Source organism: Pelosinus sp. UFO1, from assembly GCF_000725345.1.
Taxonomy (GTDB): Bacteria; Bacillota; Negativicutes; order DSM-13327; family DSM-13327; genus Pelosinus.
Genome location: NZ_CP008852.1, coordinates 4,216,076 through 4,227,701, shown reverse-complemented (window position 1 = coordinate 4,227,701; position 11,626 = coordinate 4,216,076). Strand labels below are relative to the sequence as shown.

General features: G+C 34.2%; 7 protein-coding genes. 6 read left to right on the top strand and 1 reads right to left on the bottom strand.

What is annotated here, in order from left to right; genetic code table 11:
• Positions 1-96 precede the first annotated feature (96 nt).
• Positions 97-309 carry a type II toxin-antitoxin system Phd/YefM family antitoxin gene (locus UFO1_RS24825; protein ID WP_038673660.1) on the top strand — a complete coding sequence of 71 codons (213 nt, stop codon included), beginning with the start codon at positions 97-99 and terminating at the stop codon, positions 307-309.
• 199 nt (positions 310-508) lie between these two features.
• The gene (locus UFO1_RS19900) at positions 509-4,303 is read left to right on the top strand and encodes a restriction endonuclease subunit S (RefSeq protein ID WP_051789029.1); all 3,795 of its coding nucleotides are present in this window, start codon (positions 509-511) and stop codon (positions 4,301-4,303) included.
• A 123-nt stretch (positions 4,304-4,426) separates the two neighbouring features.
• Here the strand turns inward: UFO1_RS19900 and UFO1_RS19895 are convergent, their stop codons facing one another.
• Positions 4,427-5,329, bottom strand: a complete 903-nt coding sequence (locus tag UFO1_RS19895; protein WP_038673658.1) for a hypothetical protein — start codon at positions 5,327-5,329, stop codon at positions 4,427-4,429.
• Between the two features lie 137 nt (positions 5,330-5,466).
• Between UFO1_RS19895 and UFO1_RS19890 the strand changes: the two genes are divergently transcribed.
• From UFO1_RS19890 to UFO1_RS19875, 4 genes are all read left to right on the top strand, one after another.
• Positions 5,467-6,039, top strand: coding sequence for a hypothetical protein (locus UFO1_RS19890; protein ID WP_038673657.1), 573 nt, complete (start codon positions 5,467-5,469; stop codon positions 6,037-6,039).
• 315 nt (positions 6,040-6,354) lie between these two features.
• Positions 6,355-7,674, top strand: coding sequence for a TniQ family protein (locus tag UFO1_RS19885; protein ID WP_038673656.1), 1,320 nt, complete (start codon positions 6,355-6,357; stop codon positions 7,672-7,674).
• Positions 7,675-7,688: 14 nt separating this feature from the next.
• A complete protein-coding gene (locus UFO1_RS19880) occupies positions 7,689-10,364 on the top strand; it encodes a TnsA endonuclease N-terminal domain-containing protein (RefSeq protein WP_051789028.1) in 2,676 nt (891 codons plus the stop codon).
• A gap of 1 nt (position 10,365) precedes the next feature.
• Positions 10,366-11,478: an ATP-binding protein gene (locus UFO1_RS19875; protein ID WP_038673654.1), complete on the top strand. Its 1,113-nt coding sequence runs from the start codon at positions 10,366-10,368 to the stop codon at positions 11,476-11,478.
• Positions 11,479-11,626 lie beyond the last annotated feature (148 nt).

Sequence of the window (11,626 nt, the reverse complement as noted above, 5' to 3'; positions counted from 1 at the left end):
AATTACTTTTTTAATTATAATATATTAGTTTAAATTATGTACAATTATAATCATAATTGCTATAATTATAGCATAAAGTTAAAAGGAGGATGCTATGTGCCAAATAAAAAAAACAACTTTAAAAAGCCAATAGAACATTATAACATGAGTGAATTTTTAAAAGGACAAGCGTCTAAAATTTTGACAGGCATATCTGATAATAACACTACGGCATTTGTACTTAAAAATGGCAAACCCAAGGTAGTGGTTATCTCGTATGAAAAATACAAAAAATTATTAGAAGACGGAGTTGACATAAATACCCCTTAGTGAATAATTCAATATAATAATTAAGTTCATTTTTCGAACAGGAGACAGGATTTAAATTTTATAATACAAGCAAATTTACTCTTGATAGATTTAAAAATGATGCTCTCATGTAAGCCGCAAATCTAAGGTGGACGGTGAATTCATTGAGAAATTTAATAAAATACGAGTTAAATGAGAAATGTATACGAGGAGAATCATTATGAAATTAAAAAATATTGAAATAAAGTCATTTATTAAGGCTCTTGGATTTCTTTCGCAGGAGGGTGACAAGGATGTCTTTTACAAAAATTATCCACATCATAAAAACTATTTTATTAAAGTGAATTTTGAAACCGAAAAAATTGAATATGGCACAGAGATAAATTTAGGTGACCTTACAACAAGTAATTTTGATCATTCAGAAAATTTTGTTGTCCTTGAATGCGTTGACAGGCTGTTGCTAAAAGGATACCCACCTGAATGTTTATCACTTGAACATAAATGGCCTATGGGAAGAAACGAAAAAGGCAAGCTTGATATTTTGGTTTTTGACAGCGATAAAAAAGCCTTTTTGATGATAGAGTGTAAAACATGGGGAGAAGAATACGAAAAAGAAAAAAAGAAAATGTTGCGTGATGGTGGGCAATTATTTTCTTACTATGTTCAAAGCAAAGCCACACAATATCTTTGTTTATATGCATCTCGCCTTAAAAACAGTTGTATTGAGTTTGTAAACGACATAATAATAGTGGATGAGCAATGGCGAGCACTTAACGATCAAAAAGAGATATTTGACTACTGGAGTAAGAATTTTAAAGACAACGGTATTTTTGACGAATGGGCAAATGCATATCATGTTGAAATCAAGGCTCTTATACGTGCTAGATTAAAAGAATTGAGTTCTGATGACAGTGGTCGAATTTATAATCAATTTGCAGAAATACTACGTCATAATGTAGTTTCTGATAAGCCAAATGCGTTCAATAAAATACTCAATCTTTTTATTTGTAAAATAATAGATGAAGACAAAAATGAAACTGAAGAAGTAGATTTTCAATGGTTAGAAAATGATACTAATGAAAGTCTGCAAATAAGATTAAATGATTTATATCGTGAGGGAATGAAACGGTTTCTTGATATTGAGGTTACCGATTACTCTAATACAGATCTTGACGATAAGCTGTACAATATAAATGAGATAGAGATAAAAAAGCAAATTAAAGACATGTTTTTACAAATTAGATTGCAAAAGAATCCTGAATTTGCTTTTAAAGAAGTATATAACAATCAGTCTTTTATAGATAATGGAACAGTTGTAAAAGAAATAGTTGAGTTATTACAGCCATATCAATTTAGATATGGACATAAACAACAATTCTTAGGCGACTTTTTTGAATTGCTTTTAAACACAAGTATTAAACAAGAGTCAGGACAATTCTTCACCCCTGTTCCTATTACAAAGTTTATTATCTCATCTCTTCCGATTAAAGAGTTTATTGCAAATCAAATACAAAAAAACGAAGTAGATATATTACCAGCCGCTATTGACTATGCAACAGGTAGCGGACATTTTCTCACTGAATGGATGGACGAAGTTCAAACGATTATTGATAATTTTGACACAGCTGGATTAAGACCTAATGCAACAAAAAAAATCAGAGGGTGGAAACAAGATCAATTTGAATGGGCAAAGGAATATGTATATGGAATTGAAGCAGATTACCGATTAGTTAAGACTACGAAAGTAAGCTCATTTCTTAATGGCGATGGTGAAGCTATAATTATACGTGCTGATGGGTTAGATCATTTCAAAAAATCAAATGATTATAAAGGAAAACTTAAAGAGACTACAAAAGATGACCCAAAAGACAACGGACAGTTTGATGTTTTGGTGGCAAATCCCCCATACAGTGTTTCTGCGTTCAAAAACACTGTTAAGCATGGCAGAGAATCATTTGAATTATTTGATAGGCTTACAGAAGATAGTTCGGAAATTGAATGTTTGTTTATTGAACGTACAAAACAACTGTTAAAAGTTGGTGGTTGGGCAGGAATAATACTACCAAGTTCTATACTAAGCAATTCTGGAATTTATACCGCTGCACGTGAACTTATTCTTAAGTATTTCAATATTAAGGCTATTGCTGAATTTGGTTCAAATACCTTTATGGCAACAGGTACAAATACTGTTACTTTATTTTTAGAACGTAGAGCAAATATTGATCATAAAAAAATACAGGTAGCAATTAACAGCTTTTTTGACAATCCTAAAGATGCTACAGTAAACGGTATAGAAAAAGCATTTAGTAAATATGTTAGTGAAGTTTTTGAGGATATTAGTTTTGGTGATTATATTTCTTTGATAGACCAAAAGCCAAACGATACAATTCAAAACCAAGAACTGTATAAAGATTATAAAAACTGGTTTGCAGGGCTAACTGAAGTTAAGCAGCTTAAAGCTAAAAATGTGTTTAAAGACATGAATAAAATCAACCAACAAAATGAACTTGATAAGCTCTTTTATCAAAAAGTGTTTGAACGAGAACAAGACAAAATGTTATACTTCTTCCTTGCATATTCTCAGCAAACAGTGCTAATAAAAGTGGGCGAAAAGCAGTCTGAAAAGGATTTTATTGGTTATGAGTTTAGCAACCGCAGAGGACATGAAGGCATAAAAATGTATCGTGATGAAAACGGGAAGGCTACAACAAGGCTATATGATGAGACGAATCCTCTAAATCCAGAGAAAGCAAATAGTTATGTTTATAGGGCGTTCCTAGGGGAGAAATTGGATATACATAAATCACTAAATGAAAATATTTTTTCTATTGATACGGTCCAATTGCTGGATTTTAGTAAAATGTTGTTTGAAAAAAATATTTCGTTGAACATAAAAAAAATAGATGTTAAAAGTAAGTGGAATCTGACTAAAATTAGTCAGATTTGTGAAACAAGTTCAGGTGGTACTCCATTAAAATCTATATCTAAATATTACACAAATGGTACTATTCCTTGGGTAAACAGTGGTGAAGTACGTCAGGGCATTATTTATGAAACGGAAAAAAAAATAACACCATTAGGGGTAGATAATTCGTCTGCTAAATTATTTCCTAAAGATACGGTTTTAGTGGCAATGTATGGAGCAACTGCTGGACAAGTTGGTGTTTTGGGAATTGAGGCTACCACAAATCAGGCAATATGTGGGATATTACCAAGTGAGCATGTTTTGCCGCTGTATCTCTACAATTATTTAAGAACTCAATTAGACAATTTTCTAAGTTTGCGAAGTGGGGTAGCTCGTTTAAATATATCTCAGGATATAATTAAAAATTTTATAATCCCATTGCCGCCTAAGGATATACAAGAAAAAATCATAGGAGAAATTGAAGCAATTGAAAAGAAAGACAAAGAAGATAAAGAAAAAATTGATGCTTTAAAAAAGAAAATTGAAAATATTTTAGGATCTTTTATTGAGGAAAAAGTAATCATGGAGATCTGCTCAATTTCAAATGATAAAATAGACCCGCAAAACAATCCAAGTGAAACTTTAAACTACATTGGATTGGAAAATATTGAGAGCAATACGGGAAAATGTATTGATTTTAATCCTACTATTGCTCTCAATATACAAAGCACAAAATTTGTTTTTAGAAAAGGAGATATTTTATATGGGAAATTACGCCCATACCTAAATAAAGTTTGGGTTGCTGAATTTGATGGGGTATGCTCTACTGATATTTTAGTCCTCAAAACCCAACAACCAATATTGTTAAAACAAATTATATTGAGTAAAAATTTTGTAAACCAATCATCTGCTTTAATGCAAGGAACAAGTTTACCAAGATTAAGGGTAAGTGATTTTATGTCAATCAAAGTTCCAATGCCACCTATTTCTGAACAGCAGAAAATCGTTTCTCAAATAAAAATGCTTGAAGCTGAAATAGAGCAGATAGAAGTAAGATTATTTGGTATCAATGAAGAAAAAGAAATCATATTAAAAAAGTATTTAGAATAAAAACGATATTTAATCATTTAGTAAGAAGAAATAATCCGCATTTTGGATTCGCTGGAGGTATAATATTTTTGTTAAAACTGGGTCTACAGAGGATTTACACTCCTCTGCAGACCCAGTTCTTTATTAGGGCATTGGATTATTGATTCGCAGGCAAAATGCACACTGAGTGCCAGGAAGAGGATATGAATATATCTCAGAAAAAACAGTACCATTCTGTATAAGGACTAGCCCATATCCCGAACGAATAACAAAATATCCGCCATAATCTCTAGTAAGATTGCAAATAGATTTTAGACCACGGCCACCGCCGGTTCTTAATCTACCACTTTTTCCAGAAAGGGCCTCGAATAGCACATGAGCCTCATCACTGGAAGATAACTCAGGATATTTTCTGATCAAGTGGTTGCGAACACCAATCCCACAATCTCCGACGGACATAATAACGTTTGTTTTACCAGCAAAATCGAAGTACTTTTGTAAGATAAAATAACCTTCACCGTTATTTTCAAAGGCACTATGTTCTACGCTGTTACTACACAACTCGTTAATTGCTTCGAAAGAGAGCTGTCGGTACATTGATTGGGATTTATCGGGAAACCAATGTTCAAAATTATCATAAAACCAATCGCCCAGTTTATTAATTTGCATTAAAGAATCCACCTTCGTGAGCTCAAGTAAGTTCTTAGAAAGTGGATTTTTGCTAAATTCAATAGATTCGCCTTTGGAAGTGGCAACTTCATAGTCGAAAAAATTAACTCGGCGCAGATAGCCATCTATTTGAGGTGTCAAATTATCAAGGAAAACCTCAGAACCAGATTGCATTTTTATTTTTTTGCACAGCATAAATAGCATTACAATGGCTTGAGGATTTAGTGAACTTATATTATACATATCTAATGTGCAGATATTGCCGATTTCAATTCGATCAGAAGCATGCCATAATATATCAATTTCACGCCAATCACTTAAGTTGGTTACTATTATTGTATTGTTTTCGGGGCTATAGTTTGTTATTTTATTATGCAAAGTATTCACTCCCAAAACCGTTATAATAAGTACTACTTCATAAAAATAATAAGTCCTGCAACTGATTGACAAAAATGGAAACATAATATAATCTATAAATAGGACTTGTATTAAATATATCCAAAGGGTAGGTAGCTATGATTAGAAAGCTTGAGTTAAACGAAATAGCATGTGAATTAGGTTTGTCAGGAAAAACATTAGCTACTCGTCCAGTTGGGGAGCAATTTTATCTTTTAGCACTGAAGAAGTTAGATAAAATTAATGCTGGTGATGTGATTGAATTAAGCCTTGCTGGAATACAGGCTACTGATACATCATTTTTAGATGAGTTTGTATTGGGGTTTCAGCGTTTAATTTTAGATAGCTATCCTGATTCTATGATATTTGTATCAAATGTGGATATATGGGTTTTCGAAAACTTGACCAGACTGATTAAGTCTTGGGAAGTTGATGGACTACGCATTCCTGTTTTATGTTTTCATAATGATAAATACGAAATAGTTGGCAAAATGGAAGCCAATTTACTTGAGGCTTTTGACGTATGCCTGATAAACAAAGAGGTAACTGCGAGACAGTTATCTGAAACTAAGAATTTAGTATTAAGTACTGCAAGTACAAGGCTTAGAAAACTATATGAGTTTAGGGTTATCTATAGACGAGAAGTAATTGATAGTTTCGGAAAGCAGTATGTATATACACTACCGAGATAAACAATAATATTTTTCCAGGTAGAGGAATCATTGTAGTTAGTGTATTGGTCGTACAAATTCTTACTAACTGGCAGAATTATATATTTAGGCGTTGGATAAAATTTATACAAGTCATTACATGTATAGTAAATACTAGAAAAAATATGTTATAGATTTAACATGTAAAACGGGGAAAAAGCCAACGATACATTATATCAAGTTTTAAATAATTATTTGTGAGTATGAGTTGGATAAAAACTATACAAACCATTGCCGTATAAAAATTTTTAGATTAGCAAAATCTTTTAATATAGGAATATTTTCGTGGAGGTATCTATGGACAACTTTATTGGATTGCTTTCTAGCCGAAGTCGATTGTTCCATTTGAAACCCATTAATGTTGGGACATATCTTTCAGAGAGCTTGACCAGTTACATTGCTCGTTTAGCAGAAGCTCATTGTATGACTACTGGTGAATTAATTGCTAAAGAAATGACACCAATACTGAAAAAACCATACTTAACCAACATTGCCGCGGATGGTGGAACACGCTTTTACGAAAATGCCTCAATGTTGAATGGAATTGGAAATGCCGCACGGGATTTTGTAGAGGCATTGGAAGAGCTTACGTTATGTTCAGATCTGCATCACCTTACAATGATGCTGCTGTCCAATGTAATACCTGACAGGAACTTGTGTCGGAATAAAAAGGCTTGGTGCCCATTTTGCCTTAAGGAATGGAAAGATAATAATCAAACCATATATGAACCTCTTTTGTGGGCGCTTCAACCTGTTTCCGTTTGCATAGATCATGGTGTATTATTGCAGGAATATTGTCCAAGTTGCAACCAAACGATTCCTATATTAGAGCGCCGTTCAAAACCAGGGCATTGTTCAAAATGTAGATGCTGGTTGGGGACAACTGTATCAGACGTTTTAATAATAAACAGTGATGAGTTATCTTATATAATTGCACAAGAAATTGCTAAAACAATTGCAGAATTTCCGACCATATCAATAGATATAAAGCCAAATACCATCAGAAACTTTATTGAAACATGTATTAATCATACTACTGGAGGTAATATAGCGGAATATTCCAGAATTCTATGCAAGCCCAAATCAACCGTGTGGGGATGGGTAAAAGGAAAGAATCTGCCGCCGATTGAATCATTAGCACATATTTGCAAGATTTCAGGAGTATCAGTAATGGATATATTCTCAGGAGAGCCTCTTGTATTTAAAGAAGTTTTCGTAAGCCGTCCTTCTTCAGACGAAAATCAAAAACAAGAAAGAAGAAAACTAGATAAAGAGTTTCTTCAGCAGCAATTAAATGAGATTTTATCAGATATAGAAAATACACCTTTACCACTGAAGGAAACTGCGCGTAGGCTAAACGTAGATACTAAAATTCTTAAATCATATTTTCCTGAATTATGTGAAGTGATAATTCAAAAGAATAGAGACTATCAAAGACAACAGGCTGAGGAAAGATTAGACCTTGCGAAAAAGAAAATTACTCAAACCGTATTACGCTTATATTCCATTGGAATTTATCCAAGCAGAAGAGCTGTTGAAAATGCGATGCCATATAGGGCTGCTTTAAGAAGAAAAAATATTCAAAGTGTGTGGAAAGCCTTGGTATCTACTAATTAATAGGAAGTGGAAGCGTGTTCGATAAGATAGGATTTGATTTATGGTGCCATGATTTAAGGATACCAGAACGAACAAAAGCCCTTATTGAGAATATTCGAAACTCAAATCCAGTGAGGAGGGTTACATCAAATGCTTCCAACGTAAGTGGAAGGTATTGCAGCCGGAAAATGGGAGTAACGATTCAATTCGAAAGCCATCGTGTTGAGTTACCGATTGTACTTGAGCTGGAGCAGAATAAAAGTGTTCTGGAATATTATGATCAGCCGACTACAATTAAACTAAATTATAAATCTCTCAAAGGTAAAAATGTTGGCATCTTATATACACCGGATTTTTTTGTAATTCGATCTGATTCAGCTGGATTTGAAGAGTGTAAGACAGAAGAAGAATTAGTGAAATTATCTATTGAACAGCCTAATCGATACTCGAAAGGTCAAGATGGAAACTGGCACTGTCTGCCGGCAGAATCCTTTGCTATGCAGTATGGTTTATATTTCAAAGTAAGATCTTCGCAAAAAATAAATTGGGTCTATCAGCGGAACTTACTATTTCTTGAAGACTATTTTCGTGAAATTCATGAAGTTGATGAAATTGCTCGGCTTGCTATTTATTCCGCAGTGCATTCCGAAGGAGGAATCTCCTTATCCAATCTTATTAAATATAGCAACAATTATACTGCGGATGATATCTTTGCTTTGATTGTTGCAGGTGACATATATGTTGATCTATATGCTGAAGTTTTAGCTGAGGTAGATAAAATCTCTGTTTATGCCAATATTGATGCTGCTAAATTTCATATACAGGCAAATAAACAAAGCGTAGTGTCATATAAGCCAATAGATATAAATATTATAAAAGTTGTGGGAGGGGAAGTATTTGAATGGGATGGAATACTGTGGACTATCTTAAATGCAGGTATTTCTTCCTCGACACTCCAATCTGATGAAGGCAAAATAATAATTCTTTCAGGCGATAATTTGAAATCCTTAATCCAGTCAGGTCAAATAAAACGTCATGAACAAACAGAAAAAGCTTCACTATGCTCGGCAGTACGTATGCTATTACAAGGTGCAAGTAGTCATGACATGGAAGTTGCTAACCAACGATGCGAAATCGTGGAAAAGTATTTAGCAGGGTGTAAAAATAGTTTAGGGATACCGGGTCGTACTGTTCGTAGGTGGGTGGCAAATTATCGTAAAGGCATGGAAGTCTGGAACTGTGGATATGCTGGTCTCTTACCAAAAACTAAAAATAGAGGCAACAGAAACAGTAAATTACCGGACAATACTATAGAATTGATAAAAGAAACAGTTGAGCAAGACTATGAAACTAAAAAGCAAAAAACAAAATATATTTCCTACTGTGGCCTTGTTAATAAGTGTTTAGAAGGCGGAATAGTGGCTCCTAGTTATAAAACATTTTTAAAAGCGATAAAGAGTAGACCCATTTATGAACAGACCCTGAAAAGACAAGGGAGGCGAGCCGCATATAAACATGAGGCATTTTATATGGAACTAGAAGTAAAAACACCGCGTCATGGGGATCGTCCTTTTGAAATTTGTCATATTGATCATACCGAATTGGATATTGAACTGGTAAGTTCTCGCACCGGTAAAAATTATGGACGCCCTTGGGCAACATTTCTTATGGACGCGTACTCAAGACGTATCCTCGCTATATATTTGACTTATGATGCACCAAGTTATAGGTCATGTATGATGGTAATTAGAGAATGTGTTAGGTTGCATTTAAGAATGCCGCAGACGATTGTTGTTGATGGCGGAAAAGAATTTCATAGTACATATTTCGAAACTCTTTTGGCTCGTTTTGAAGTTACTAAAAAGACTAGACCGCCAGCCAAAGCAAGGTTTGGCTCAGTTTGTGAACGTTTATTTGGAACAGCGAATACAGAATTTGTACATAATTTAACGGGAAATACACAAATAACAAAAAATGTTCGTCAAGTCACTAAATCCGTCAATCCAAAAGGTCAAGCGATTTGGACCATAGCTACATTTTACGATAGGATCTGTAAATGGGCATATGACTTTTATGATACTGTAGAACATCCAGCATTAGGACAATCCCCTCGTGAAGCTTTTGAAACTGCGTTACTTACTAGTGGAAAGAGACTTAATACCATGATTCCTTATGATGAAGAATTTAGAATCTACACGTTGCCAACTACCAGTAAGGGCTCTGCAAAAGTTGATCCAGGTCGTGGTGTAAAAATTAAATATATCTATTATTGGGCAGATGCATTCCGTGATCCAGAAATTGAAAAAAAACAAGTTAATATTCGATACGATCCTTTTGATGCTGGTACCGCATATGCGTATGTAAAAGGACAGTGGGTTGTCTGTACATCAGAATACTATATAGTATTCAAGGATCGGACGGAAAAAGAAATCAGAATTGCAACGGAAGAGATTCGTAAGCAAAAGAATGTTCATGGAAGAAACTTTACTATTACAGCAGGAAATATTGCTAAGTTTTTAGCTCCAGTTGAAGAGCAAGAAAGCCAGCTTTTACAGAGTAAAAAGGACTTGGAGACTAAACAAGTACTAGAAGTTATTAATGGCGGATTGGGTAAAAAAACTTTGCCTAATGATGATATCAAAGATGATAAATCTGAATTTATCCCATTTTTGAATGATTTAAAAAATTTTGATGTGTACGAGGAGTATTAGTATGGTAAAGGAAGATAATTTTCCACAATCGCTTCTTGAGCAATCTATTAGTGATCGCCTCGCATACTTTGAAGGAATTACAATTGCTCATCCTAAATTACAAGAGGCTCATCAAAAACTTATGACAAGTATTATGGAACCTTGTGGGTCGTCAATAATATTAGTGTATGGGCCAAGTGGTGTGGGTAAATCAACTCTCTGTCAAAAGAGTATCCAGAAGATCATTGAGTCATCAAAAGAAAAAATAGTTGAAGATCCGGGACATGTTCCTGTAGTGAATACTGAGATTGTTGTTCCAAGCTTTGGAAAATTTGATTGGCGAGATTATTATATTAGATGTCTCCAGATGCTGAAAGATCCAGTATGCGAAAGAAGAAATATAAATTTATTCGATTACCCTACTATACCCAAAGAGCGTCGCAGCGAAGCTGAACTTCGAAGGACACTTGAAAATAGCTGTATATATCGAGATCCCAAAGCATTTCTAATTGATGAAGCGCAGCATTTGTCAATGATAGCTAGTGGAAGGAAATTGGGTGATCAGATTAACTACATAAAATCCTTAGCCAGCACTACTAAAGTTGTACATGTATTATTTGGTACATATGAATTGCTCCCATTCCGAAACTTAAGTGGACAGCTTAGTCGTCGTAATATTGATGTACATTTCCCACGATATCGAGCAGATGTTTCTAGTGAGGCAAAAGACTTTTTCCAGGTGGTATATACGTTTCAGAAAAAAATGCCGCTTCTGGAAGAACCAAACTTGGTTGGTCATTGGCAATACCTGTACGAACGTTCTGTAGGTTGCGTAGGTACATTGAAGTTATGGTTAAATAAGGCTTTGCAAATGGCATTAAAAGAAGGTGCAACAACGGTCACACTAAAGCATCTAGAAGATAGATGTTTGTCAGTAGCCCAGTGTGACAAAATGATCTCCGATATATTGGAGGGGGAAACTAAATTAATAGAACTAGAGGAAAATCGTGATCGATTATTAATGATGCTTGGATTGAACAATACTAACGGTGCCAATCTTGAAGAAAATAAACGAAAAACTAATAAGCGGGATGTTGGTCTTCGCAGTCCAGTGAGAGATATCGTTGGACGTTAGAAAGTACCCCCATTAAACAGGTTTTTGGCAGTAAATTGGAGAATGAAATAAAGTATGTAATTGAACTGTAAACAAGAAATGTTCACATATTTTTATAATGGAGGCAAGGGATAAAGTCATCTCTTGTAAAGAGATGAAACTGCCTTGG